Annotated in this window: 24 protein-coding genes and 1 riboswitch; of the genes, 7 read left to right on the top strand and 17 right to left on the bottom strand. The window is 69.7% G+C overall.

Annotated features, from left to right (window positions below; genetic code table 11):
• A complete protein-coding gene (locus tag ACQFZP_RS16325) occupies positions 1 to 1,368 on the bottom strand; it encodes an NtaA/DmoA family FMN-dependent monooxygenase (RefSeq protein ID WP_211892072.1) in 1,368 nt (455 codons plus the stop codon).
• 25 nt (positions 1,369 to 1,393) lie between these two features.
• Entirely contained in the window at positions 1,394 to 2,548 is a 1,155-nt protein-coding gene (locus tag ACQFZP_RS16320; RefSeq protein WP_211892071.1) for an LLM class flavin-dependent oxidoreductase, read from the bottom strand.
• A 122-nt stretch (positions 2,549 to 2,670) separates the two neighbouring features.
• On the opposite strand from ACQFZP_RS16320, the gene ACQFZP_RS16315 reads away from it, so the two are divergent.
• The 6 genes from ACQFZP_RS16315 to ACQFZP_RS16290 all read left to right on the top strand — a co-directional run bounded on the left by ACQFZP_RS16315 (position 2,671) and on the right by ACQFZP_RS16290 (position 8,233).
• Positions 2,671 to 3,012, top strand: coding sequence for a VOC family protein (locus ACQFZP_RS16315; protein WP_211892070.1), 342 nt, complete (start codon positions 2,671 to 2,673; stop codon positions 3,010 to 3,012).
• Between the two features lie 25 nt (positions 3,013 to 3,037).
• Positions 3,038 to 3,145, top strand: a riboswitch (TPP riboswitch).
• Positions 3,146 to 3,172: 27 nt separating this feature from the next.
• Positions 3,173 to 3,814, top strand: a complete 642-nt coding sequence (locus tag ACQFZP_RS16310) for a YkoF family thiamine/hydroxymethylpyrimidine-binding protein (protein WP_211892069.1) — start codon at positions 3,173 to 3,175, stop codon at positions 3,812 to 3,814.
• Positions 3,811 to 4,401, top strand: a complete 591-nt coding sequence (locus tag ACQFZP_RS16305; protein WP_211892068.1) for an ECF transporter S component — start codon at positions 3,811 to 3,813, stop codon at positions 4,399 to 4,401. Before ACQFZP_RS16310 ends, ACQFZP_RS16305 begins: the two co-directional genes overlap by 4 nt.
• On the top strand, positions 4,391 to 6,118 hold the full coding sequence (locus ACQFZP_RS16300) for an ABC transporter ATP-binding protein (protein ID WP_211892067.1): 1,728 nt from the start codon (positions 4,391 to 4,393) through the stop codon (positions 6,116 to 6,118). The genes ACQFZP_RS16305 and ACQFZP_RS16300 overlap by 11 nt, the downstream gene beginning before the upstream one ends.
• The gene (locus ACQFZP_RS16295; protein ID WP_211892066.1) at positions 6,115 to 6,879 is read left to right on the top strand and encodes an energy-coupling factor transporter transmembrane component T family protein; all 765 of its coding nucleotides are present in this window, start codon (positions 6,115 to 6,117) and stop codon (positions 6,877 to 6,879) included. Before ACQFZP_RS16300 ends, ACQFZP_RS16295 begins: the two co-directional genes overlap by 4 nt.
• Complete coding sequence (locus tag ACQFZP_RS16290; protein ID WP_249312604.1) at positions 6,872 to 8,233, top strand: NtaA/DmoA family FMN-dependent monooxygenase; 1,362 nt, start codon at positions 6,872 to 6,874, stop codon at positions 8,231 to 8,233. Before ACQFZP_RS16295 ends, ACQFZP_RS16290 begins: the two co-directional genes overlap by 8 nt.
• Here the strand turns inward: ACQFZP_RS16290 and ACQFZP_RS16285 are convergent.
• The 14 genes from ACQFZP_RS16285 to ACQFZP_RS16220 form a co-directional block, all read right to left on the bottom strand.
• Entirely contained in the window at positions 8,211 to 9,728 is a 1,518-nt protein-coding gene (locus ACQFZP_RS16285) for an aldehyde dehydrogenase (NADP(+)) (RefSeq protein WP_211892064.1), read from the bottom strand. The genes ACQFZP_RS16290 and ACQFZP_RS16285 overlap by 23 nt on opposite strands.
• Before the next feature lie 13 nt (positions 9,729 to 9,741).
• Entirely contained in the window at positions 9,742 to 10,749 is a 1,008-nt protein-coding gene (locus ACQFZP_RS16280; RefSeq protein WP_211892063.1) for a proline racemase family protein, read from the bottom strand.
• A gap of 38 nt (positions 10,750 to 10,787) precedes the next feature.
• Positions 10,788 to 11,729: a dihydrodipicolinate synthase family protein gene (locus ACQFZP_RS16275; RefSeq protein WP_211892062.1), complete on the bottom strand. Its 942-nt coding sequence runs from the start codon at positions 11,727 to 11,729 to the stop codon at positions 10,788 to 10,790.
• Positions 11,726 to 13,210: an NAD(P)/FAD-dependent oxidoreductase gene (locus ACQFZP_RS16270; RefSeq protein ID WP_211892061.1), complete on the bottom strand. Its 1,485-nt coding sequence runs from the start codon at positions 13,208 to 13,210 to the stop codon at positions 11,726 to 11,728. Before ACQFZP_RS16270 ends, ACQFZP_RS16275 begins: the two co-directional genes overlap by 4 nt.
• The gene (locus ACQFZP_RS16265) at positions 13,207 to 13,485 is read right to left on the bottom strand and encodes a (2Fe-2S)-binding protein (protein ID WP_211892060.1); all 279 of its coding nucleotides are present in this window, start codon (positions 13,483 to 13,485) and stop codon (positions 13,207 to 13,209) included. The genes ACQFZP_RS16270 and ACQFZP_RS16265 overlap by 4 nt, the downstream gene beginning before the upstream one ends.
• Positions 13,482 to 14,666: an NAD(P)/FAD-dependent oxidoreductase gene (locus ACQFZP_RS16260; protein ID WP_211892059.1), complete on the bottom strand. Its 1,185-nt coding sequence runs from the start codon at positions 14,664 to 14,666 to the stop codon at positions 13,482 to 13,484. The genes ACQFZP_RS16265 and ACQFZP_RS16260 overlap by 4 nt, the downstream gene beginning before the upstream one ends.
• 86 nt (positions 14,667 to 14,752) lie before the next feature.
• Entirely contained in the window at positions 14,753 to 15,463 is a 711-nt protein-coding gene (locus tag ACQFZP_RS16255; RefSeq protein WP_104312752.1) for an ABC transporter ATP-binding protein, read from the bottom strand.
• Complete coding sequence (locus ACQFZP_RS16250) at positions 15,460 to 16,461, bottom strand: ABC transporter ATP-binding protein (RefSeq protein WP_211892058.1); 1,002 nt, start codon at positions 16,459 to 16,461, stop codon at positions 15,460 to 15,462. The genes ACQFZP_RS16255 and ACQFZP_RS16250 overlap by 4 nt, the downstream gene beginning before the upstream one ends.
• The gene (locus ACQFZP_RS16245; protein ID WP_104312754.1) at positions 16,458 to 17,588 is read right to left on the bottom strand and encodes a branched-chain amino acid ABC transporter permease; all 1,131 of its coding nucleotides are present in this window, start codon (positions 17,586 to 17,588) and stop codon (positions 16,458 to 16,460) included. Before ACQFZP_RS16245 ends, ACQFZP_RS16250 begins: the two co-directional genes overlap by 4 nt.
• A gap of 4 nt (positions 17,589 to 17,592) precedes the next feature.
• Positions 17,593 to 18,483: a branched-chain amino acid ABC transporter permease gene (locus ACQFZP_RS16240; RefSeq protein ID WP_068479389.1), complete on the bottom strand. Its 891-nt coding sequence runs from the start codon at positions 18,481 to 18,483 to the stop codon at positions 17,593 to 17,595.
• A gap of 57 nt (positions 18,484 to 18,540) precedes the next feature.
• Positions 18,541 to 19,740: a branched-chain amino acid ABC transporter substrate-binding protein gene (locus ACQFZP_RS16235; RefSeq protein ID WP_179556212.1), complete on the bottom strand. Its 1,200-nt coding sequence runs from the start codon at positions 19,738 to 19,740 to the stop codon at positions 18,541 to 18,543.
• A gap of 150 nt (positions 19,741 to 19,890) precedes the next feature.
• Positions 19,891 to 20,580, bottom strand: a complete 690-nt coding sequence (locus tag ACQFZP_RS16230) for a GntR family transcriptional regulator (RefSeq protein ID WP_249312664.1) — start codon at positions 20,578 to 20,580, stop codon at positions 19,891 to 19,893.
• A gap of 90 nt (positions 20,581 to 20,670) precedes the next feature.
• Positions 20,671 to 21,213, bottom strand: a complete 543-nt coding sequence (locus ACQFZP_RS16225) for an EVE domain-containing protein (protein WP_211892057.1) — start codon at positions 21,211 to 21,213, stop codon at positions 20,671 to 20,673.
• Between the two features lie 27 nt (positions 21,214 to 21,240).
• Positions 21,241 to 21,777 carry a DUF4916 domain-containing protein gene (locus ACQFZP_RS16220; protein ID WP_211892056.1) on the bottom strand — a complete coding sequence of 179 codons (537 nt, stop codon included), beginning with the start codon at positions 21,775 to 21,777 and terminating at the stop codon, positions 21,241 to 21,243.
• Between the two features lie 31 nt (positions 21,778 to 21,808).
• Between ACQFZP_RS16220 and ACQFZP_RS16215 the strand changes: the two genes are divergently transcribed.
• On the top strand, positions 21,809 to 22,507 hold the full coding sequence (locus ACQFZP_RS16215) for an alpha/beta hydrolase (protein ID WP_179556209.1): 699 nt from the start codon (positions 21,809 to 21,811) through the stop codon (positions 22,505 to 22,507).
• 22 nt (positions 22,508 to 22,529) lie between these two features.
• On the opposite strand, the gene ACQFZP_RS16210 is transcribed toward ACQFZP_RS16215, so the two are convergent.
• Positions 22,530 to 22,709 carry a PspC domain-containing protein gene (locus ACQFZP_RS16210; protein WP_104254080.1) on the bottom strand — a complete coding sequence of 60 codons (180 nt, stop codon included), beginning with the start codon at positions 22,707 to 22,709 and terminating at the stop codon, positions 22,530 to 22,532.
• Between the last annotated feature and the right edge of the window lie 84 nt (positions 22,710 to 22,793).

Below are 22,793 nucleotides of genomic sequence, written 5' to 3'. Positions count from 1 at the left end.
TCAGACCGCGAACGCGCTCGGGGCCCGCGTCCCCCGCTCCGGCACGGGGATGCCGAGGTTGTCGCGCAGGGTCGTTCCCGCGTACTCCTCACGCAGGGAGCCGCGCTCCTGCAGGATCGGCACCACGTGGTCGACGAAGTCGTCGATGCCGCCAGGCGTGAGGTGCGAGCCGATGACCAGCCCGTCCGAGCCGTCGTTCTGCACGAACTCGTCGATCTCCTCGGCCACTTGGGCGGCGGTGCCGACGAACCGCACGCCGCCGAGCTCGTTGCGGGCGAACTCGCGGATGCTCCATCCGTTCTCCTGCGCCTTCTCGCGCCACCTGCGGACCGTGGCGAGCCGGTCGCCGTAGGTGAAGGCGCGGCCCTCGATGATGGGCGCGCTCTCCCCATCCGGATCGAAGTCGGGCAGGGGACCATCGAAGTCGATGTCCGAGAAGTCACGGTTCCAGACCTGCTCGAGACGGACCTGAATGGTGCGCGGGCTGAGCTGCTGCTCCGTCACCCAGCGAGCCTTCTCCTGCGCCTCCTGGTGGGTGTCGCCGAGCACGAAGCTCGACTGCGGCAGGATCTTCAGGTCGTCACGGTTGCGGCCGAAGCCCTCGACTCGAGCCTTGATGTCGGCGTAGAAGTCGCGTGCCTCCTCGAGGCGCGAGTACGGGGAGAAGATGACGTCGGCGTTGGCAGCCGCGAAGTCCCTGCCCTGCGGAGAGATGCCAGCCTGCACGATGATCGGCCTCCCCTGCGGGCTGCGGGGAACCGTGAAGCGCCCGCTGATGTCGAACTGGCTCGTTCCCACGTCGAACCGCCCCTCGTCGGCGGAGTCGAGGAACTGCCCGGTCTCCTTGTCCGCGACGATCGCATCCGCCGACCAGGAGTCCCACAGCTCCCGGACGGTGCTGACGGTCTGCTCGGCCCGCTCGTAGCGCTCCGCGTGCGGCAGGAAGCCCCCGCGGCGGAAGTTCGCGCCCGTGAACGCGTCGAACGACGTCACGACGTTCCAGCCGGCACGTCCACCGGAGAGGTGGTCGAGGCTCGCGAACTGGCGAGCGAGCTCGTACGGCTCGTTGAAGGTGGCGTTGATGGTCCCGACGAGGCCGATGTGCTCGGTCACGGCGGCGATGGCGGCGAGGACCGGGATGGTGTCCGGCCGCCCCGAGATGTCGTGGTCGAAGATCTCGCCGAGCCGCGAGCGCAGCGCGAGGCCCTCGGCGAGGAAGAAGTAGTCGAACTTCCCGGCCTCGGCCTTCTGCGCCACGTGCTTGAACGTGGAGAACTCGATCTGGCTGCCCGCCTCCGGGTGCTCCCAGAGCGTGTGCTCGTTGACCCCGCCGACGTAGGCCGCGAGGATGATCTGCTTCTTCGTCATGGTGATCTCCTGATCGGGTTCGGGTCTAGACGGCGGCGTAGCGGTTGGGCACGGTGGTCTCGAGGCCGAGGAGGCCGCGCAGGGAGCGCTCCTCGTAGCGCTCCCGGAAGAGGCCCTTGCGCTGCAGGAGCGGGACGACGTCCGCGACGATGCGCGGCAGGTCGTCGGTCACGACGCCGGGGTGCAGGCGGAAGCCGTCGTAGCCGAGGCCAGCGAGCGTCTCGAAGTGCTCGATGAGCTCCTCGGCCGAGCCCGCGAAGACCGCCGGAGGCTCTCCGAGCGCGCGCCCCTTCGCGTTGAGGCGGTTGAGGCGGGCGGACCCCGTCTCCTCCGGCTCGTCGAGGAACACGGCGAGGTCGACGAACACCGACAGCTCGCCGTCCCGCTCGACCTTCTTCTCTGCGGCCCGCACCTCGCTCAGGATGCGCACCGCCGAGGCGACGTCGGTCGGCGTCACGAAGAGCAGGTCGGCGCTGGCTGCCGCGAACTCGTACGGCACCTCGGCGTGACCGAGCGCGGCGACAACCGGCTGCCCCTGCGGGGGCCGGGGTGTGATCGACGGTCCGCGCACGCTGAACCACTTGCCCTCGAACTCGATGCGGTGCACTTTGGCCGCGTCGAGGAACCGGTCGGTGGAGGCGTCGCGGATCTCGGCGTCGTCCTCCCAGCTGTCCCAGAGCCTGCGCACGACCTCGACGAAGTCGTTGGCCTCCGCGAAGAGCTCGCCGACGAGCGGCGCATCCCGACGTCCGAAGTGCGCGTGCTCCGCACCGGGCGAGACTCGGGCCTGCCAGCCCGCACGGCCCAGGCTCGTGTAGTCGAGGGTTGCGACGGCCTTCGAGACGTGGAAGGGCTCCGTGTGCGTCGTCGTGACGGTCGGGATGAGGCCGATGCGCTCCGTGACGGGCGAGACGCGGGCGGCGATGAGGAGCGCGTCCAGGCGACCCCTGACCTCGTCGGTCCGGTTGTCCTGGCGGAGGAACTCGCTGCTCTGGAGCGCGAGCGAGTCCTCGATGGTGACGAAGTCGAGGAGGCCCCGCTCGGCGAGCTGCACGAGCCCCACCCAGTACTCGGGCGTGAAGAGCTCGTCTGGGCGGGCGCTCGGCTCCCGCCAGGCCGCCGGGTGGATGCCGGCGCCATCGAGTGCGACGCCGAGGTGGATTCGGTTGGGGTTCGTCATGGTGCGACGCTAGGCCGCGCCCCGAGTTCGGTCCACGGCGCCCGTCGCGGCCCGTTACGCGTCGAAACGCGGGGACATGTTCGTTGAGGGTCCTCGCACCCTTCTCGCGCATGCTGGGACGCATGGCTATCAACGGAGTGCTCGCGCAGATCACCGTGTCGGACCTGGCTCTGGCTACGGAATATTACGGGAGGCTCTTCGGGCGGGGTCCCGACGAGAATCCGATGCCCGGCCTCCTGGAGTGGCACTTCACAAGCGAGGCCGGCCTCCAGCTGTGGGCCGACTCGAGTCGCTCTGGAAAATCCACCGTGGTGTTCAACGACGACGACCTTGAGAGCGTGGCCGCGCGGCTCGACGCCGCGAAGATCGAGCACGGCGGGATCGAAGACGCCACTCACTTCCAGATCCTCCAGGTGCTCGACCCCGAGGGCAATCACGTCGTCTTCACGAGCGCCTCGAGCTAGCAGCGCGCACCGTCGGGGCTACAGTGTGGCCGTGCACGGGAGCCCGATGAGTCGGGCTGAGAGGGAGTACTCGAACTCCGACCGTTGAACCTGATCTGGGTAATGCCAGCGAAGGGAGTCGACTCACCCGTGCCGTCACGCTCCGACGGAAGGCACGCACATGGAATCCATCACTCGAGACCCACTCGCATTCGGGGTGGGGGCGAGAGTCACGCTCTCGGTCATGTCCGACCGCTACGTCGAGGTGATCCTCGACGCGGTCGACGCGGCCGACTCCTCGAGGCTGATCCTCGAGACGGGCGACGTCAGCACGTACGCCGGGGGCGACGAGCAGGCGCTGCTGCGGTGGCTCACCGACCTCACGCAGCACGTCGCCGCGACCGGACTGCACGCCTCCGTCCAGGTGCTGCTCTCTCGCGGCTGCCCCGGCGAGGCGGTGTGCGAGCTGCCAGGCGGCGCGGGGCCGCGGCGAGTGGACGCCCCGCGCGGGCGGCACACGGGGAGCTTCGCGAGCGCCGAATGGGCGCTCTACCCGCTCGAGGACGCGGGGGCGGATGCGCGGACGCCCGACCACATGCGGGAGATCTACGCCGCCATCGAGACGGCCAAGGCGAGCGGCACGTTCGTTGCATCCGAGCACTTCGTCACGAAGCTCAGCGGGGACCTCGGCCGCGTCCTCGAGACCGTCGTCGTGGCCTGGGCCGGGGTCGGCGCGCACGTGCAGCACGTCACGAGCCACCTCACGATCTCACTCAACAGCCCGAGCCACGCGGCAGGCGCATCAGCGGGAGCGCGGGCATGAGCCTCAAGCTGCGCGACATCGTGCTCATGGTCGTGCTCGGCACGGTCTTCGGATTCCTCTACTGGGCGCTGGTGCAGGCCTGGACGGCGCTCTCGATCGCCATGGGGCCGGCGGGTGACCTCGCCCAGCACTTCCTGTTCGGCGGCTGGCTGCTGGTCGCGCCCATCGCGATCGCCATCATCCGGCGGCCGTTCGTCGGCGTCATCGCCGAGGTGCTCGCCTCGGTCATCGAGGTCGTCTTCCTCGGATCGGCGGTCGGCCCTCTGCTGTTCGTCGCGGCCGCGATCCAGGGCGTCGGCAGCGAGCTGCCCTTCGCGATCGGCAGGTACAAGAAGTACGGCTGGCTGCGGTACGCCATCTCCGGCGCGCTCGGTGCTGGCCTCGTGTTCTTCTACTCGGCGTTCCGCTCCGGCTGGTACGGGCAGGAGATCCTGTTCCTGCGATTCGGCATCCAGCTCGCGTCCGGCATCATCCTCGGCGGCCTCCTCGCGAAGCTCATCGTCGACTCACTCGTGCGCACGGGCGTGCTCGACAACTTCGCGATCGTGCAGGACACGAAACCCGTGGCCGTGCGCCGTGCGGCCTGACACGGCGCCCTCGGAGAGCCCGGAGTTCGACATCGAGGCGCACGGCTTCGAGGTGATCCACTCCTCGGGCGACGGGCTGGGGCCGGTGGACCTGCGGGTCCAGCCGGGCGAGCACGTCCTCGTCATCGGGCCGTCCGGCTCCGGGAAGTCGACGCTGCTGCAGGCACTGAGCGGGGTCATCCCCCACGCCGTGCCAGCGCAGGTGAACGGGACCATGCGCGTCTGCGGCGTGGACACGCAGGAGCATGACGTGCCGACGATCTCACGGAACCTGTCCGTCGTGGCGCAGAACCCGGCCTCGTCGGTGTGCCTCCCCGACGTGGCCGACGAAGTCGCCTTCCCGCTCGAGAACCACGCGTGGCCCGCCCCGTCGATCGGTCCTGCCGTGGCGGGGGCCCTCGACACCGTCGGGGCGTCGACGCTGATCGACCGACGCTCCGCGACGCTCTCCGGCGGGGAGACGCAGCGGGTGGCCCTCGCCGCGGCCATCGTCACCCAGCCGCGCGTGCTCGTGCTCGACGAGCCCACGTCCATGCTCGACCCGGAGGGCATCGCATCCGTCCGCCGAGCCATCGACGCCGCGTCCGCGCGCGCGTCGACGGTCGTGCTCGTGGAGCACCGGCTTGACGAGTACGCGGGGGCGCGCGGCATCGCCGGCCTGCCCGGCCGCACGATCGTCGTGGGCCGAGGCGGCATCATCGCCCACGATGGATCGACCGCGCAGGTCCTGCTCGACAACGCGGTCGAACTGCAGGCGGCCGGATGCTGGCTGCCGCTCGAAGCGGAACTCGCCGCCACGACGGGGCTGAGCGGTGGTCTCGCGAACAGGGCCGTGGCCGGAGCCGTCGCCGCGCTCGGTGAAGGCGCACCGTCCCGAACCAGCCCGCCCCCAGGACTGAGCGAGGCCCGCGGTCCGTCCTTGCAGGTGGAGTCGCTCGACGTCGTCGCAGGAGGGGCGCCGAGGCGGAAGCGGCGGAAGCGCACTGCTGCTGCAGCCTCAACTGGGCCCGGCGCCGTGCTCCGCGGCGTGAGCTTCGAGCTTCGAGCGGGCGAGGTCGTGGCGCTCCTCGGTCGCAACGGATGCGGGAAGTCGAGCCTGCTGCGCACGATGGCCGGCCTGGCCCGGCCGGGTGGCGGGACCATCCACGGCCCGCGCCCCGGTCTCATCTTCCAGAACCCCGAGCACCAGTTCGCGCAGTCGACGCTCCGGCGGGAGATGGAGCACGGGCTCGGGCCCGGCGACGCGGAGCGCGTCGCAAAACTCGTCGAACGCTTCGATCTCGCGAGCTCCCTCGACCACAACCCCTTCCGGCTCTCCGGCGGGCAGCAGCGGCGGCTCAGCATCGCGGCCATGCTCGCGCACGACCGGCCGTTCCTCCTCGCCGACGAGCCGGGATACGGCCTCGACCGGCGCGCGAGCATCACGGCCATGCGCGAGCTCGAGCGCACGGCGGCGTCCGGATGCGGCGTGCTGCTCTCGAGCCACGAGCTGCGGGCCGTCTGCGCCCATGCCCACCGCGTGCTGGTGCTCGGCGACGGCGAGCTCCTCGCCGACACGACGCCGTTCGAGCTGCTGCGCGACCCCGAGCTGCTGGAAGCGGCGGGCCTCGAGCGCACACCACTGCTCGCCTGGCTCCTCGATGAGGGCTTCTCGGACGACCGGTCCAGGGGCATCCTGCGCGAGCTCGACGATGCAGGACTGCGGGTGGCGGCGTGACCCCCTATCTGGAGCGGCGCAACCCGACCGTCAAGCTCGCGGTGCTGTTCGTCTGCTCACTCGCGACGCTCTTCGTGCTCAACCCGCTGACGCTCAGTGTGCTGACGGCGCTGGCGATCGTGGCCGCGCTGACGACGACGAGGCTGACCCCCACGAAGCTGCTCGCGGCGTCCCTGCCCTTCGCCGCCTTCGGCCTGGGGCTCATCACCGTCAACGCGCTCAGCCGGCCAGGCACGGAGGTCTTCCCCGATCTGCCCGTGCGCGTGACCAGCGAGGGACTCGCCATCGGCGTCGCACTCGCCCTGCGCACCACCGTCATCGGCATGCTGTCGATCTCCTTCATCGCGAGCACCCCGCCGCGCAACCTCATGACGAGCCTCACGCAGCACGCGAGGCTCAGCCCGCGTTTCGCCTACGCCCTCCTTGCCGGGTTCCGCCTCCTGCAGCTGCTGCCGAGCGAGTGGCAGAGCATCCGTGCGGCGCAGGCCGTGCGGGCGCCGCTCGGGAGGGATGGCATGCCGCGCACGGGCCTGGCCGGATTCGGCTCGGCGTCCTTCTCGCTCCTCGTCGTCTCGATCCGCTCGGGCGAGCGCATCGCGCAGGCCCTCGAGTCGAGGGGGCTCGGAGCTGGGCCCCGCACGGTCTGGCGCCCCGTGCCCCTGGATGCGCGCGATGCCGCGCTCGCCGGAATCGTGCTCGCCGCATTCGCACTCACGGCGGCGGCCGGCGTTGCCGCAGGAACGGGACTGTCCCTTGCCTGAACCCCGTCAACTCGCACTCGTCGGCATGGTGAACCCGCCGACCCAGCGCTACGCGGCGGCGTGGCGGCACCCGGACTCGAGTAGGCACTGGCTGTGCGCGAGCTCGTACGTGCGCATCGCGCGTCTGCTGGAACGCGGCGGGTTCGACATGATGTTCCTGCCGGACGCCCTCGCGGTGCCGGAGGACGCGCTCGGCGACGTCGCGACGACGCTCGCGAGCGGCGGCAAGGGCGCCGTGACGCTTGACCCCATCACCGTGCTCAGCGCCGTTGCCGGTGCGACGAGCAGCATCGGCCTCGGCGCCACGGTGTCGACCTCCTTCCTGCCCCCGTACGCCATCGCCCGCACCCTCGCGAGCCTCGACCACCTCTCCGAGGGCCGAGTGGCCTGGAACATAGTGACCTCCACGACCGACGCGGAGGCGCGCAACATGGGACTCGAGCGCATCCCGCCGAAGGCGCAGCGCTACGACCGCGCCGATCGGGTTGTCACCCAGGTGCTCCAGCTCATGCGCAGCTGGGACGCCGACGCCCTGGTGCACGATGCACATGGCGGAGTGTTCGCCGAGCCGAGGCTCGTCTCCCGAACTCCGGCCCCGCGTGAACATGCTGCGGCTCCCGGCCCGCTCAGCCTGCCGCGCAGCCCGCAGGGGCACCCGGTGCTCATGCAGGCGGGAGCTTCCCAACGCGGCATGGAGTTCGCGGCGAAGTGGGCTGAGCTCGTCTTCGTCGCCTCCGACGGGCTTGAAGGGAACCGCGCCGTCCGCGCCGAGTTGCGCGAGCGTGCGCGCCTCGCGGGGCGCGACCCCGACGAGCTTCGTGTCTGCGCCGCCATCCAGCCGATCGCAGGATCGACGAACATCGATGCAGAGCGTACGAAGGCGTCACTGCTCGCGCGCATCGATGAGGAGTCCGCGGTGCGCTCGCTCGCGCGGCTCATGCACGCGAATCCGGAGGCGATGCACCTGGACGAATCCGCTGGGGCCTTCCTCGCCCAGCACCGCGGGGCGACCGGCAGCGACGGCTTCGAGGACATGCTTGCCGCCGTGTGCGCTCGCGAGGCCCTCACCGTGCGCGAGCTCGCGCTGCGTCAGTCGTTCGACCAGCTCACGCCGTCGCCCACCGGGAGCGGGGCCGAGATCGCGGAGGAGCTCTGCGAGTGGCACGATGCCGGGGCCGCCGACGGTTTCGTCGTGACCCCGGCCATCCTGCCCCGCTCGTTCGAGGACTTCGTCGAGCACGTCGTCCCTGAGCTGCGACGGCGCGGCCGCCTCCCCGCCGAGGGAGCCCAGTCGTTCGCCTCCACGCTCCGCGGGCGACTCACGGAGAAGCTCAGCCCTGCGAGCCCCAGCTGACCGACTGTCCGGCTGCCGCGCGCTGCTGCGGCACGCCCCACGGGTTGGCGTCCTGGAGGGGCTCGGGGAGCGCCTCCTGTGGCGCGCCCTGGTAGGCGACGCCACGCAGGAAGCGGGAGATGGAGGCGGTGCCGACCGAGGTCGATGTGTCGTTCGAGGTCGCCGGGTAGGGACCGCCGTGCTGCATGGCGGGCGTCACGGCGACGCCGGTGGGCCACCCGCCGAAGAGGACGCGTCCCGTCTTCCGGGCAAGCCCCGCGACGAGCGATGACAGTGCCGTCGACTGCTCGCCCTCGGCGGCGTGCACCGTGCCAGTGAGGTTGCCGACGTACAGCTCGTCGAGGCTGGGCGCGAGCGAGGCCTCGTCGTCGTACTCGACGATGACGGAGAACGGACCGAAGACCTCGTCGAGCAGCGTCTCGTCGCCCGCCGAGAGCTTGCTCGCGGGCACGGCCACGATCGTCGGCGTCGCCCACACGTTGCCGTCGTCGTCGCTGCGCACGGTGCCCTCGGCGACGACGCGCGCGCCGTCGGCCGCGAGCACGTCGGCGCGGCGCTGGAGGTAGGCCCGGCCGATGCTCGGGTTCAGGAGGCGGTGCTCGGCGGCCTGCTCAGCGGCCTGCGAGACGCGCAGCTCGAGCTCGCCGGCGGCATCAGTCGCGGGCACCCAGAGGAAGCCGGGCTTCGTGCACAGCTGGCCAGCGGAACCGGCGACGGACGCGGCGTAGCCTGCCGCGATCTCCTCACCGCGCTCGGCGAGCGCGGCAGCGGTCACGAAGACCGGGTTGACGCTGCCGAGCTCCCCGTAGAACTGGATGGGCCGGGGGCGGGCCGCGGCCTTGTCGGCGAGCAGGCGGCCCACGCGGATCGACCCCGTGAAGGTTCCGACGTCGACGCGGTCGTCCTCGAGCACGGTGACGCCGGCCTGCTGGCCGAGCACAAGCGCGAAGACCCCGTCAGGAGCTCCGGCTGCGCGCAGCGCGGCCTCGACGACGCGTGCCGTCGCGACCGAGAGCTCCGGGTGGCCGGAGTGGCCCTTGACGATGAGCGCGCAGCCCGCCGCGAGCGCCGCGGCCGAGTCGCCGCCCGCCACCGAGAAGGCGAAGGGGAAGTTGGAGGCGGAGAAGTTCACGGCGACGCCGACGGGCACGAGCATCCGGCGCACGTCGGGCCGTGGGCCGAGCACGAAGTCGGGGTCCGCTTCGTCGAGGCGCACGTCGAGGTAGGCGCCATCACGGATGACGTCCGCGAAGAGGCGGATCTGCACAGTGGTGCGCTTCAGCTCGCCCGTGAGCCTCGCCTGCGCGAGGCCCGTCTCCCGCATGCCGATGGGGATGAGCTCCCCCGCCGCCTGATCGAGGGCGTCCGCGACCGCGATGAGCGCCGACGCTCGTTCGCTCGGTGGCGTCGCCGCCCAGACCGGGGCGGCGAGCGCGGCCGCCGCGAGGATCTGCTCGAGCTCGGCGTCTGTCGTGTGCGGGGTGGGAGTGCTCATCGATGAGTCCAATCTAGAATTCGAAACCTGCGGGGAACGGGTCTGTCGGGTCGAGCAGGTACTGGCCCATGCCGGTGATCCACGCGCGCCCCGTGATGGTGGGGATCACGGCAGCCCGGTCGCCGACCTGCACCTCGTCGATGAGTCGGCCCGTGAAGCTCGTGCCGATGAACGACTCGTTGACGAAGTCGGTGTGCAGCGGCAGCTCGCCCCTGGCGTGCAACTCCGCCATGCGCGCGGACGTGCCGGTGCCGCACGGCGAGCGGTCGAACCAGCCGGGGTAGATCGCCATGGCGTGCCGCGAGTGGGCTGCGTCGGAGCCCGGCGCGATGAACTCGACGTGGTGCACGTGGTCGACGCCCTCGATAGTCGGATGCCGGGGCGCGTCGTGGGCGTTGATCGCGTCCATGATGGCGAGGCCCGCGTGCAGGATGTCGTCCTTGCGGGCGCGATCGAACGGCAGGTCGACGTCGTCGAGGTCGACCATGGCGTAGTAGTTCCCGCCGAAGGCCAGCGAGTAGCGGAGCGCGTCGATGCCGAGTTCCGGCACCGGGACGACGGCGTCGAGGCGTTCGCAGAAGCTGGGCACATTCTCGATGGTAACGCTAACAGCGCGTCCTTCGCTCACTTCCACACGAGCGATCACGAGACCGGCTGGCGTATCGAGCCGGATCACCGTCTCGGGCTCCTGCACCTCGACCATCCCCGTCTCGACCAGCACCGTCGCCGTCCCGATCGTGCCGTGCCCGCACATCGGGAGCAGACCGGAGACCTCGATGTAGAGGACCCCGAAGTCGGCGTCGGGCCGCGTCGGCGGCTGCAGGATGCTCCCGCTCATCGCGGAGTGCCCGCGCGGCTCGCGCATGAGGAACGTGCGCAGGTCGTCGCGGTGCTCCTGCACGTAGAGGCGCTTCTCGTTCATGGTGGTGCCGGGAATCACCCCGACACCGCCCGTGACGACCCTGGTCGGCATCCCCTCGGTGTGGGAGTCGACGGCGGAGATGACTCGTGATGCTCGCATGTCAGTTGACCTCAGGCTGTGGAGTGGAAGGTGCGACCCTACTGGAGGGCGACGAGCGCGTCGAGGGCGCGCTGCGTGTCGGCGCGCACCTGCGCCTCCATCGCGGGCGTGAGCGCGGCGCGCGGCGGACGGCAGGGCCCGCCGTTGCGGCCGACCATGTCCATCCCGAGCTTGATGGCCTGCACGAACTCCGGGCGCGAGTCCCAGCGGAACGCCGCGATGAGGCTCTTGTAGATCTCTCGTGCCTCGACGTAGCGGCCAGCGGCCATGTGGTCGTAGATCGCGACCGCCTCCGCGGGGAACACGTTGGGGTAGCCCGCGAACCAGCCCGTCGCGCCGTCGATCATGAGCTCGAAGAGCACGTCGTCGCTGCCGGCGATGACGTCGATGCTCGAGCCGGCGGCCTCGCAGGCCTCCTGGATCTCGAAGGCGCGTCGCACGTCGCCAGAGAACTCCTTGACGGCGACGATGCCGTCGATCTTCGCGATCTCGGCGACGAGACGCGGCGTGATGTCGACCTTCGTGTCGAGCGGGTTGTTGTAGATCATGACGGGGAGCCCGACCTCGGCGACCTTCGCGAAGTGCTCGACGACGTCGGCGTCCGCCGAGCGGTACATCGTCGGCGGGAGGCAGAGCACACCGTGGGCTCCGTCTTCCTTCGCGAGCTGCGTCCAGTGCTGCGCCTGGTGCCACCCGGGCCCGTGCACGCCCGCGACGACGATGCCGCGGTCGCCGACGGTCTCGACAGCCACCTGCACGACCTTGCGGCGCTCCTCGTCAGTGAGGGATGAGTACTCGCCGAGCGAGCCGTTGGGCCCAACACCCCGGCAGCCGTTCTCGATGAGCCAGTTGCAGTGCTCGGCGTAGGCGTCGTAGTCGACGGCGAGACCGGCGGGCGCCGAGGCGTCCTCCTTGTAGGGGAGGGCCGTCGCGACGACGACGCCGCCGAGGTCGAGGTGCGTGGAAGCTGTTTCGGTCATGGGTCTTGCCTTCCTGTCAGGGGGTGCTGCTCTTCTGAGATGCCTGCCAGCTCTGCGAGCCGGATGGGGGTCTGGATGGGGCGGCGGTCGACGATGCCCTCGTCGAGTTCGCCGGTCGAACCGGTCGCCGCCTGCAGCAGCTCCTCGGCGCTGCGGCCGCAGATGCGCGCCTGGCAGATGCCGAGGCCCGCGCGGGTGGCGAGCTTCTGGGAGCGCAGGCTGCGTGAGCCGGTGGCGGCCGCCTTGCCGCGGAGCTGGCCTGCGGTGACTTCCTCGCAGCGGCACACGATCGTGTCGTCGCGAAGCCAGTCCTGCCAGCCTGGCCGCACCCCGTGGGCGGCATCGATGCGGGCGGCGAACGCGCCGAAGACGGCGCGCTTGCGCTGCGCGTCGCTGACCTGCGGGGCTCGAGCGGCGCCGCCGGCGGCGCAGTGCCCCGCGACGCGTCCCTCGGCAAGCGAGAGGTCGACGCCCCCGATGCCGGTCACCTCCCCGGCCGCGTAGACGCCTGCCGCGCTCGTCGCGCAGGACTCGTCGATGACCACGAACCTGTCGTCGCTCAGCGCGCATCCGGCCGCGATGGCGACCTCGAGGCGGGGCGTGAACCCGTGCGTGACGCACACGGCGTCGCAGGCCACCTGCCGCTCACTGCCGGGGATCGGCCGCCACTGGGCGTCGACGCTGGCGATCGTCACGCGCTCGACTCGGCCGTCGCCGTGCGCCTCCACGACGGCCTCGCCGACGCGGTACGGGATGCGGTGACGCAGCTGACCTGCCACGTAGCCGAAGAGCTCGCTCACCTTGCCCGGCGCGCCGGCCAGCTGCCACGGCTTGGGCAGCCAGCCAGAGGCGAGACGCGGGATGCGGTTGGCTTCGACGACCTCGATGACGCGCGAACCCACCTGCGCGAGGGACGCAGCGACGGGCAGGAGGAACGGGCCGGCACCCGCGACGACGACGTTGCCGCCGACCGCGATGCGCTCGCTCTTCGCGAAGGCCTGGGCAGCCCCGCCAGTGAAGACGCCGGGCAGATCCCAACCCGGGAAGGGGAGCGTGCGGTCGTGCGCCCCGGTCGCGATGACGATGGCGTCCGGCCTGAGCGTCGACGGTACGCGCGTCGCCGCGTCGGCCGGGCCGGTGAGGAGCTGCAGCGTCGGGATGCCGAGGTCGGGGCCCCGACCGGCCGCAGTCGGCGCATCCACCGCCCACACGCTCGTCTCGGCGAGCACGGCGATGTCGGGGTTCGAGCGGACTCGACGCTCGAGGTCCTGGTACGTCGACCAGCCGTGGTGCATCGCTGCCTGACCGTGGCCGTCGCGCTCGTCCGGCAGGTGTCGCCAGTACTGGCCACCGAGCTCACGACTCGACTCGACGAGCGTCACGCGTGCGCCGTGCTCCGCCGCGGCCACTGCGGCCGCGAGACCGGCCGGTCCCCCGCCGACGACGGCGACGTGGCGCCGTTCTCGCTGCGTCGAGGTCATTGGGAGCTCACCTCGTCCCCGTCGCACGCGCGTCGCTGACAGGCGCGCACATCCGGAACCCCGTCGACGGTGACGAGGCAGTCGAAGCACACGCCGATGCCGCAGAACAGTCCGCGGGGCCTGCCCGCGACCGCCGTCTCGCGCCAGGCGACGCGGCCGGAGCCGAGGAGGACACCCGCGATGCTCTGCCCCGCGATGCCCTCGACGGGCTCGCCGTCGACCGTGATGCGGATGGGCCTCTCGACCCCATCGCCCTGGACTGGACGTTCGCTCATGCGACGGCCTCCAACTCTGCGGCGAGGGCTTGTCGAGACGGAGCGAAGTGGGCGGCGTCGATCTGCGTCGGCTTCCCATCCATGAGGTCGCCGATGAGCGTGGCCGTCGGCAACGAGAGGCCGATGCCGGCCCCCTCGTGGCCCGTCGCGTGCCACAGGCCCGGGAGGCGTGGATCGGCGCCGATGAGCGGCAGATGGTCGGGCATGTACGGGCGGAACCCCGAGTAGCTGCGGATGATCGCCGTCTCGGCGAGGAACGGGAAGATCGACATGGCCTTCCTCGCGAGCTCGCTCAGCACGTTGGCGCGGAACGCGTCGTCGAAGCCGACCTGCTCGCGACTCGAACCGATGAGCACCGTGCCACCTGGCGTCGACTCGACGACGCTCGAGGTCATGAGGGCGACGTCACCGGAACCGACGGCACCGACGTAGTCGGCGTCGTACACCTTGTGGAACACCCGCTGCGGCATCTTCGCAGTGACCAGCACAACTCCTCGACGTGGGCGCACCGGCAACGGCATGCCGAGAACGGCCGACACGTCACCCGACCAGGGACCCGCCGCGACGACGACGTCGTTGCCGCGCACATCCCCCGCGGTCGTCCGCACGCCCACGAGCCTGCCGCCGTCGCGGAGGGCTCCCGTCACCTCGTGGTGCTCCAGGATGCTCGCCCCGCGCAGGCGCGCGAGGGCCACGAGCGCCTCGGTCGCGATGGTCGGCTGCACCTGGCTGTCCCCCGGATACCAGACGGCTGCGGTCATCCGATCGGTGAGCCACGGCTCGAGTCGACGCGCCTCTGCGAGCGTGACCGGCTCGGCAGCGATGTCCGCCTCGCGCTGCGTGGTCGCGAAATCGAGGAGCGCGGACGCTCCCCCGTCGGTCGTCGCGACGACGAGGCCGCCCTTGGCCTCGAACTCGATGTCGGGGAAGTCGTCGCCGAGCTCGTCGCGGAAGGTGTTCGCAAGCCTGGACCAGGCCGCATTCGCGAGCTTGGAGAGCTCGAGCTCCGCCCCGGGGCCCTTGTCCGAGACGAGCAGATTGCCCTCGCAGTGCGCGCTGGTGCCGCTCGCGACTCGCCCGCGCTCGACGAGCGCCACCCGGCGACCTCGGCTGGCGAGCTCAGCCGCGCACGCCGCGCCGATGATGCCGCCACCGATCACGACGACGTCGTAGCTGCTCATCCCGCACCTCCCGTCAGTAATATGTCACACACCAGTTGCCCTCGCAAGCCTGGCCCGCCCCTCGCGCGGGACGGGCCAGGTGGCGGTCAGCCCAAGTAGGCCTCGATGACCGCCTTGTCCTTCGCGAGGTCGGACGCGAGGCCGGAGAGCGTCACGTGCCCGTGCTCGATGACGTACGCGCGGTGCGCGACCTTCAACGCCGCACGCGCGTTCTGCTCGACAAGCAGCACCGTGGCGCCACGCTCGTTGATGCGCCCGATCAGCTCCATCACCTGCTTCACGACAAGCGGCGCCAGTCCCATCGACGGCTCGTCGAGCAGCATGAGCTTCGGTCCGCCGACGTACGCGCGCGCAATGGCGACCATCTGCTGCTCACCACCCGACAGGGTTCCGCCCTGCTGCGTGCGCCGCTCGAGCAGGCGCGGCATGAGCTCGTAGCACTCCTCGACACGATCGGCCACGACCTTCGGGTCCTTGACCTGGTACCCGCCGAGCAGCAGGTTCTCGTGCACCGACATGGTCGAGAAGATGCGGCGCCCCTCAGGCACGTGGATGAGCCCGTCGCGCACGAGGTCCCACGGCTTGGCGCTCGAGATGTCCTTGCCGCGCCAGGTGATCGTGCCGCTCTTCGCCCTGGCCAGACCAGAGAGCATCGTGAGCGTGCTCGTCTTGCCCGCACCGTTGTTGCCGAGCAGCGAGACGACCTCGCCCTCGTTCACCTCGATCGACAGCCCCCGCAGCGCCTGCACGCGCCCGTAGAAGAGGTCGACGTCCTTCACCTCGAGTTCAGCGCTCATGACCGTTCCTCCTCCGCAGAGCCCTGCTCCGCGATGTCCTCTTCGTCGATCCGGTCGCGGAGCGTGCGTGGCCGTTCAGGAGCGTCGAGCTGCTCCTCGCCGACCTCCTCCGCGACCTCGTCCTCCGGATCCTCGACCCCCAGATACGCCTCGATGACCCTCGGGTCGTTCTTGACGTCCTCCGGCAGGCCATCCGCGATTTCACGGCCGAAGTTGAGCACGATCACGCGCTCCGAGATCTCCATCACGAGCCCCATGTCGTGCTCGATGAGCACGATGCCGACCCCCAGGTCCCTGATCTTGCGGATGAGCGAGATCAGCTCCTGCTTCTCGTTGTGATTGAGGCCGGCCGCGGGCTCGTCGAGCAGCAGCAGCTTGGGCTGCGTGGCCAGCGCGCGGGCGATCTCCACACGCCGCTGCTCGCCATAGGGCAGCTGCGACGCGAGCAGGTCGTCGTCCAGCGAGTAGCCGACGAAGTCGAGCCAGCCACGCGCATCCTCGAGCGCCTGCGCCTCGATCTTCCTGTAGCCGATCGTGTGCAGCATCGTCTGGAACACGTTCTGCCGGATGCGCGCATGCATCGCCGTCTTCACGTTGTCGATGACGGACATGTCGCGGAACATGCGCACGTTCTGGAACGTGCGGCTCAGCCCGAGGCGCGTGATCGTCGACGGCTGCTTGCGCATGATGTCGACGCCGTCGAACGTGATCGTGCCCGACGTCGGCCGGTAGAACCCCGTGATGCAGTTGAACGCGCTTGTCTTGCCAGCGCCGTTCGGGCCGATCACCGAGATGATCTCGCCGGCGTACGCGTCGAACGACGTGCCGTCGACGGCCTTCACTCCGCCGAACTGCAGGCGCAGGTCGCGGACGGACAGCAGCGGCTCCCCGGAGTGCGCCCGCCTGAACTCCTCGGCGACCGCGGTCACCGACTCCGTCTTCGGCACATCGATCGGCGCGGTCCCGTAGACCTCACCCGTGCCCGAACCCTGGCTCATGCCTGCTCCTTCGAGAGGTCGATGTTGGCGTCCGGCGCCTCATGGGCCGAGAACCCGTCCTTGGGAGACGGCGGCTCGCCCTTGGCGCGCGACTTGAGGAACGGCAGGATGGCCGTCGCCGGCCAGATGCCCTGCGGCCGGAAGATCATCATGACCACCAGCAGCACGCCGAAGACGAGGAAGCGCCAGTCGGAGAAGTCGCGGAGGATCTCGGGCAGCAGCGAGACGAGCAGGGCACCGACGATGACGCCGGGGATGGAGCCCATGCCGCCCAGCACGACCGCCATGAGCAGCAGCGCCGAGTTGAGGAACACGAACGACGTCGGGCTGATGGCCGTCTGGTGGGCGGCCATGAGCACGCCGGCGAGGCCGCCGAACACCGCGCCGAGCACGTACGCGCCGAGCTTCGTCGTGTACGTGTTGACGCCCATCGCCTCGGCTGCGTCCTCGTCGTCCTTGATCGCGCGCCAGGCACGCCCCATCTTCCCCTTGCCCAGCCGGGAGGCTGCAATGATCGCGGCACCTCCCGCGATGATGACGCAGAGGAAGTACAGGAGGATCTTGCCGTTGAACTCGATACCGCCGATCGTGAGTCCGTCGGCGAACGACCAGCCGAAGAACTCGAACGTGTCGATGCCGGAGATGCCGGATGGACCGCCCGTGACCTCGAGGTTGTTGGCCGTGAGTCGGATGATCTCGCCGAAGCCGAGCGTGACGATCGCGAGGTAGTCGCTGCGCAGGCGCAGCGTCGGCCCGCCGATGATGAGCCCGGCGAGGATGCACGCCACGATGACGAACGGGATCGTCGCGATGAGCGGCATGTCCAGCAGCGTGTTGAGCACGCCGGCCGTGTACGCGCCGACCGCGAAGAAGGCGTAGTAGCCGAGGTCGAGGAGGCCCGCGTAGCCGACGACGATGTTGAGGCCCATCGCGAGCATGATGTAGATCATCGCCGAGGTGCCGATGGAGATGACGTACGGCGTCGCGTTGATGAACGGCAGCAGGAACGCGAAGAGGAACAGCACGAGCCCCACGAGGTTCATGAAGGTCTTCGGGTTCCGGATGCCGGTGCGCGGTGTCGGCCGCTCGACGGTGGGCGCAGGCGCCTGGAGTCTGATGTCGGTCATGGGGTCACATCCGTTCCACGACGCGGGCACCGAGGATGCCGGTTGGTCTGAAGGACAGGAAGAGGATCAGGCACGCGAACGAGAACACGTCACGCCACTCCCCGCCGAGCCAGTGGGTGCCGAACGCTTCGAGCAAGCCGAGCACGAGGCCCCCGAGCATGGCGCCGTAGAGGTTTCCGATGCCGCCGATGACGGCGGCCGTGAACGCCTTCAACCCGATGACGAAGCCGGCGAGGAAGTCGATGGTGCCGTAGTAGGCGCCAGCCATGACCCCGGCGGCGCCCGCGAGCGCGGAGCCGATGAAGAACGTGCGCGAGATGACCTTGTTGACGTTGACGCCCATGAGCTGGGCTGCCGTGGGGTCGAGCGCGATGGCGCGCATGGCCCGCCCGTCGCGGGAGCGCATGATGTAGGTGTTGAGGCCGAACATGAGGGCGGCCGCGACGAGCATCATGACGATCTGCGGCATCGTGATGCGGCCGCCGAGCAGGTCGAGCGTCTCGCCCTCGAGACGCGTCGGGTACACCTTGGGGTCCGGCCCGAAGATCTGGCGCACGCCGTACTCGAGGATGAACGACATGCCGACCGCGGTGATGAGCACGGCGAGTCTGGGGCTCGAGCGCAGCGGGCGGTAGGCCACCCGCTCGATCGTCACGCCGAGGATGCCGGTGAAGATCATCGCGAGCAGCATGACGAGCAGGATCGAGAGGATGCCGCCCCCGGCGAGGCCGGAGAAGGCTGAGAAGATCGTGAGGCCGGCGAACGCGCCGACCATGTAGACGTCGCCGTGCGCGAAGTTGAGCAGCTTGATGATGCCGTACACCATGCTGTACCCGAGCGCGACGAGCGCGTAGAAGGATCCGACGAAGAGCCCGTCGATGATGAGTTGAATCACAGTGGTTCCTGACTGCAGAAGCGGGCGGGGAGTTCCCTCCCCACCCGCCGTGGCTGACTAGCTCTTCAGGTCATCCTCGAGGATGAAGGTGCCGTCGGGTCCGACGGTGACGATGGCGAATCCACCCTCGGTCAACGTTCCCTCTTCCGTGAAGGTGAGGGGGCCGGAGAAGATGTCGAAGCCGTCGAGCGCGTTGAGCGCCTCGATGACCGCGGGTCCATCAGTGCTTCCTGCATCCTCGATCGCCTGGGCGACGACGCGGACGGCGTCGTAGCTCTGCGTCGAGTACGGGCCGGGAGCCGCGCCGAACTTCTCCGTGTAGGCGTCGATCCACTCGGTTGCACCCTCGAGCATGTCGGGGGTCTGCGTGAACGTGCCGAGCACACCCTCGGACGAGCTGCCCGCGATCTCAGCGAACTTCGCGTCGACCGAGCCGTCGGCGACCATGATCTTGCCGGTGTAGCCAGCGGCACGCAGCTGCTGCGTGATCAGGCCACCCTCCTGGTAGTAGCCGGTCCAGTACATCATGTCCGGGTTCGCCGAGACGACCTTGTTGACGTTGGCCGCGTAGTCGGATTCGCCCGCATTGACGGACTCCTCGAGGACGACCTCGATGCCGAGCTCCTTGGCCTGCTCGGAGGCGGACTTCGCGAGGTCCGTCGAGTAGTCGGTGTTGTCATCGACGAGCGCGAGCGTCTTGACACCCTGCTTCTCGGCGTACTTGAGCATGGCCTGGGCCTGCTGCGTGCCGGTGCCGTTGATGAGGAACACGTTGTCGAGGCCGGCCGCGACGAGCTGGTTCGAGTTGGCGGCCGGGATCACCATGGGGATCTCCGCCGTGTTGAAGATCGGGAGCGTCGGGAGCGTCGCGCCCGAGCAGTAGCCGCCCACGGAGGCGACGACGCCGTCGGTGACGAGCTTGTTCGCCGCGGCGGTCGCGCTGGTCGCGTCGCAGGCGTCGTCGGCGGTGACGAGCTCGAGCTGGCGGCCGAGGACGCCGCCGGCTTCGTTGAGCTCATCGATCGCCATCTTCGCGCCGTTCTCCATGTACGGGCCGAAGGCGGATTCGGATCCCGAGAAGGGGGCCGCGAGTCCGAGCTTGATCGGTCCATCCTCGGAGGCGGTGTCACCGCCTCCGGCGACACCTCCGGAGCATCCGGTCAGAGCCAGTGCGGCAGTTGCGAGGAGGGCTCCTGGGAGGAGCACCCGCTTCCAGAGGCCAGCACCCCGAGGGCTGGTGGAACGACGTGCAGTCATGGTGAGTTCCTTCCGAACAGACGTCAGAATCGCCGGACCATCTCCGGTGATGGGATGTCACACATTACTGTTCGGCGGACGCTCGCAGTAGACCCTTCGACACCCTTGAAACACAGTTGTTACAAAGTGTTTCACTAGGTGCAGGGCTTGCTAAGCCTCCTCGGGTAGGCCAGCCCACCAGCCGACGACGTGGCCGATGTGGCGGTGCATGAGCTCGGCAGCCTCATCCGCCTTGCCAGCCTCGAGCAGCACGAGGAGGTCCGCATGCTCGCGCGCCGAAGCGGCGAGCTCCTCGGACCCGAGCATCTCCGTGAGGCCCGTGAGCCTCGTCTGCCGCCGCAGCGCTGTGACGATCGACACGAGCCGATCGTTGCCGGACAGACTGAGCAGCCGCTCGTGGAACTCGATGTCGACGGCGAGATACAGGGGCAGGTCACCCGCAGCCGAGGCGGCGTCGATCCGCGTCGCGAGGTCGCGCAGCTCAGTCCGAGGCGCGACAGGGAAATCGGCAGCGAGCTCCCGGACGACAGGCACCTCGAGCATCTGCCTGACCTCGACGATCTGCCGCAGCTCCTCCACCGAGACGTGCGTGACGCGGAAGCCCTTGTTGCGGACGGGTTCGACGAAGCCGAGCTTCTCGAGGTTCAGCATCGCCTCGCGCACGGGCGTCGCCGACACCTCGAACCGGGCCGCGAGCGCAGGCACGGAGACGAGGGTTCCAGCCGCCAGCCCGCCGGACACGATGGCCGCGGCAACCGAGTCCTCGATCGTGGCTCGTAGGTTCGACTGCTGCGCCGCCGGCCTGAAGTCCAACGCGTCGATCATGGGCACCCCGTTCATCGAGCTCACTCTGGTCGGAAGCGTAAGCACACCTCAGCGGTGCTCATCACGCACACTCAATAATGTGTCACATGGGCTGAAATTGCTCGATCAGAACCTGATCGAGTACGGATCCTCGCCCGAATCCGGCTCCCCACGCCCGGGCCGCTCCGCCGACTGCGCGAGGCCCGTCTCGCGGATGAGGCCCATCCCCAACGCACTCGGCTCAGGAGACGGGCGCCGGACGGCATCCTCAAAGATCTCGAAATCGCGGCGAGACAGCTCCAGCCAGCCAGCACGCAGTCGCTCACCCCAGTACTTGTCGTTGCGCGTCAGGTCGAGGAGTTCCCGAAGCGGGCGGATGGGCGCGGGGCGCGCCTCGCGCATCCACTGCACCTCTCGGCGCCACGGCGACGAGCCCCGACCGCCGGCACGGTACGGCTCTTCGTCGAGCACGTACCCGGCCTGCACCACGCTGCGCATGGGCTCGCCGTCAGGGTTGACCTCCCGCGGGCAGTAGATGACGACGCCGTCGGAGACCCCCATCTGCGCGACCCCCTCGAGCGCACCCCACGGGGCCTGCACGAAGCCGCCCTCGACCATCGCGAGGGCACGATCGAAGGGCTGCACGACGAGCCAGTAGCGGATGGCCATGGGAACGACGCCCGGCAGGGGTTGAGGCTAGGGCCAGAGGCCGAGGTGACCGATAGCAGTCCGCAGCACCTGGCCGCGTCCGCCCTCGAGCTCCTCGAGGAGATCGGGGTCGAGTGCCTGCTGCGGCGTCAGCCACGTGATCTCGAGCGCATCCTGGCGCGGGTTGCACTCCCCCGCGACGGGCACGATGAACTCGAGCGCGACCGCGTGATGCCGCGAATCGAACAGACCGGAGCCGGGCATCGGCGAGAACTCGGCGACCGTGAACGGCGCGAGCGCCTGCGGCAGCGCAGGGAACGCCATCGTGCCGAGGTCCTTCTCCAGGTGCCGCAGCAGCGCATCCCGGATCGACTCGCCGTACTGCACGCGCCCCGACACGAACGAGCGCGTCATGACGCCCTGGTTGTCCGCGCGCAGCAGCACACCGAGATGCTCGACCTTCCCCGCGGCGTCGACACGCACCGGGATGGCCTCGACATACAGCATCGGCACGCGACGCCTGACGAGCGCGAGCTCGTCGTCGTTCATCCAGCCGGACTCAGGATCAGGAGTGCGCACCGTCATGACCCCATTGTGGACCATGTATGTTTCCCGGGTGAGCACTGCATCCACAGGTATCGACCCCACGACACTCCTCTGGCGCGGCGGCGACGCCGAGACGGCGGCCACGAGCAGGGTTCCTCTGGTCGTGGGCCTGCACGGATACGGCGCGGACGGCACCGACATCCTGAGCCTCACCGGCCAGCTGCCGCAGGGCTACCGCTACGTCTCGGTGCCTGCCCCGCACATCCAGCCGGAGGGCGGGCGCGAATGGTTCCCGTTGCGCTTCGCCGACCCGATGACCGGGGAAGTCGCCGTGGATGCCGACGCGCAGCTGAGCCTCGAGCGCGGTGCGAACGACGCGGCATCAGCGCTGCTCGAGCTGCTCGACGGGCTCGGCGTCTTCACCTCAGGCGCGCCGATCGCCCTGCTCGGCTACTCGCAGGGCAGCATCGTCGCCATGCAGGCGCTCCGTCAGCGACCGGGCTCGTTCGCCGGAGCACTCCTCATCTCCGGGCTCGTCGCCGTCGGCACGCTGCCGGGGGATGCCGAGCTCGCCCAGACGCGTCCGCCCGTCTTCTGGGGGCGCGGCGACGCCGACACCGTCATCCCCGCTCTCGCCGTCGAGCACACGGCGGCATGGCTCGAGGCCCACGCCGACGTCCAGAAGTACGTCGAGGCGGGCCTCGGTCACGCCGTGTCCGAGACGGAGCTGCCGCTCATGGCGGCGTTCCTCGAGCGGGTGCTCGAGTAGCTCTCGTCTCAGGCCGTTCTCGCTAGTCGTTCGGGATGAGCAGCCAGAGCGCCAGGTAGATGATGACCTGCGGGCCCGGGATGAGGACCGACAGGACGGTGAGCAGGCGGACGACGAACGGCGACCAGCCGAAACGCTGCGCGATACCCGCGCAGACACCGGCGATCATGCGGCCCCGGCGGGGGCGGACAAGACGCTTCATGTGAGATCACTCCTTCAGAATGTGGTGCGTCCAGCTTCGCCCATCACGGCTGAATGATCGTCCTCCGCGGGGTTGATCCCGTCC

Origin of the sequence: Pseudoclavibacter sp. Marseille-Q434 (assembly GCF_050315415.1) — a bacterium.
Lineage (GTDB): Bacteria > Actinomycetota > Actinomycetes > Actinomycetales > Microbacteriaceae > Pseudoclavibacter.
The sequence above is the reverse complement of the archived record's forward strand: the minus strand, read 5'-3'. Positions and strand labels throughout refer to the sequence as shown.

Bases quoted from the DNA above. Each gene is read 5' to 3' on its own strand.
- ACQFZP_RS16245 (WP_104312754.1), bottom strand. From the start codon at position 17,588: ATGACCGACATCAGACTCCAGGCGCCTGCGCCCACCGTCGAGCGGCCG.
- ACQFZP_RS16320 (WP_211892071.1), bottom strand. From the start codon at position 2,548: ATGACGAACCCCAACCGAATCCACCTCGGCGTCGCACTCGATGGCGCC.
- ACQFZP_RS16315 (WP_211892070.1), top strand. From the start codon at position 2,671: ATGGCTATCAACGGAGTGCTCGCGCAGATCACCGTGTCGGACCTGGCT.
- ACQFZP_RS16235 (WP_179556212.1), bottom strand. From the start codon at position 19,740: ATGACTGCACGTCGTTCCACCAGCCCTCGGGGTGCTGGCCTCTGGAAG.
- ACQFZP_RS16260 (WP_211892059.1), bottom strand. From the start codon at position 14,666: ATGAGCAGCTACGACGTCGTCGTGATCGGTGGCGGCATCATCGGCGCG.
- ACQFZP_RS16280 (WP_211892063.1), bottom strand. From the start codon at position 10,749: ATGCGAGCATCACGAGTCATCTCCGCCGTCGACTCCCACACCGAGGGG.
- ACQFZP_RS16250 (WP_211892058.1), bottom strand. From the start codon at position 16,461: ATGAGCCAGGGTTCGGGCACGGGTGAGGTCTACGGGACCGCGCCGATC.
- ACQFZP_RS16265 (WP_211892060.1), bottom strand. From the start codon at position 13,485: ATGAGCGAACGTCCAGTCCAGGGCGATGGGGTCGAGAGGCCCATCCGC.
- ACQFZP_RS16225 (WP_211892057.1), bottom strand. From the start codon at position 21,213: ATGGCCATCCGCTACTGGCTCGTCGTGCAGCCCTTCGATCGTGCCCTC.
- ACQFZP_RS16220 (WP_211892056.1), bottom strand. From the start codon at position 21,777: ATGACGGTGCGCACTCCTGATCCTGAGTCCGGCTGGATGAACGACGAC.
- ACQFZP_RS16210 (WP_104254080.1), bottom strand. From the start codon at position 22,709: ATGAAGCGTCTTGTCCGCCCCCGCCGGGGCCGCATGATCGCCGGTGTC.
- ACQFZP_RS16305 (WP_211892068.1), top strand. From the start codon at position 3,811: ATGAGCCTCAAGCTGCGCGACATCGTGCTCATGGTCGTGCTCGGCACG.
- ACQFZP_RS16230 (WP_249312664.1), bottom strand. From the start codon at position 20,580: ATGAACGGGGTGCCCATGATCGACGCGTTGGACTTCAGGCCGGCGGCG.
- ACQFZP_RS16255 (WP_104312752.1), bottom strand. From the start codon at position 15,463: ATGAGCGCTGAACTCGAGGTGAAGGACGTCGACCTCTTCTACGGGCGC.
- ACQFZP_RS16285 (WP_211892064.1), bottom strand. From the start codon at position 9,728: ATGAGCACTCCCACCCCGCACACGACAGACGCCGAGCTCGAGCAGATC.
- ACQFZP_RS16310 (WP_211892069.1), top strand. From the start codon at position 3,173: ATGGAATCCATCACTCGAGACCCACTCGCATTCGGGGTGGGGGCGAGA.
- ACQFZP_RS16325 (WP_211892072.1), bottom strand. From the start codon at position 1,368: ATGACGAAGAAGCAGATCATCCTCGCGGCCTACGTCGGCGGGGTCAAC.
- ACQFZP_RS16275 (WP_211892062.1), bottom strand. From the start codon at position 11,729: ATGACCGAAACAGCTTCCACGCACCTCGACCTCGGCGGCGTCGTCGTC.
- ACQFZP_RS16270 (WP_211892061.1), bottom strand. From the start codon at position 13,210: ATGACCTCGACGCAGCGAGAACGGCGCCACGTCGCCGTCGTCGGCGGG.